Source organism: Sphingobium sp., from assembly GCF_041987595.1.
GTDB lineage: Bacteria > Pseudomonadota > Alphaproteobacteria > Sphingomonadales > Sphingomonadaceae > Sphingobium.
In genome coordinates this window covers 1-685 of sequence record NZ_JBHIWJ010000214.1, presented here as the reverse complement: position 1 = coordinate 685, position 685 = coordinate 1, and the positions used below count along the sequence as shown (strand labels likewise).

General features: G+C 54.0%; 2 protein-coding genes. Both read left to right on the top strand.

From position 1 onward, the window contains the following. Positions 1 to 233, top strand: a 233-nt coding sequence (locus tag ACFC3J_RS22820; RefSeq protein WP_375198189.1) for a hypothetical protein, incomplete at its 5' end; no start/stop codon positions are given. Between the two features lie 149 nt (positions 234 to 382). After that, positions 383 to 685, top strand: a 303-nt coding sequence (locus ACFC3J_RS22815; protein ID WP_375198188.1) for a tripartite tricarboxylate transporter substrate-binding protein, incomplete at its 3' end; no start/stop codon positions are given.

Sequence of the window (685 nt, the reverse complement as noted above, 5' to 3'; positions counted from 1 at the left end):
TCAATAGCCCAGCGTCAGGCCGACGGCATAATATTTCGGCCCAACATTGGCCTTGTGCTGCGTTATTGATCGCAGTTGATACGAACGCGAAAGAAGGCCGCGGCTTGATCGGATTGAACAAAGGGCGCGACGGCGGCGAAGGGGAAGTCGCAGAGATCATCTATTTGCCGCAAATCGGCGTAGTAAAACAGCCGGAAATGGGCGCCGGGGCTGCGGACGTGTTCGAGTTTTAGATCGTTTGGAATTTACCGGATGATATTGTCAACAATTACATCTAAATTTTTGAATAGTTTCGACAAATTGCGACTGTAATTTTCGTAACAATGTCGTAATATAATTTACAAGTCTCGAAAGGAAGTGTCTCGAATTGCCGATATTAAATTTGGGTGGACGTTCTGTAGACGTCGACATTCGGTATGAACTCGAACAATTCGACTGGACCCGGCCGACGTGGGGCGGCCGCGTCTCGATGATGTTCGTGGACATCCTGACCGGTCTGCCGCACGTCAACGGCAACGCCTTGCGCGCGCTTGCCGTCACCACCAAGGACCGCTCGCCGCTGGCGCCGCACCTGCCCTCGATGCAGGAAGCTGGCGTGCCGGATTTCGACATCTCGTCCTGGCAGGGCTATTTCGGCCCTGCCGGCATGCCGAAGGAGATCGTGACGCGGCTCAACACCGAGATC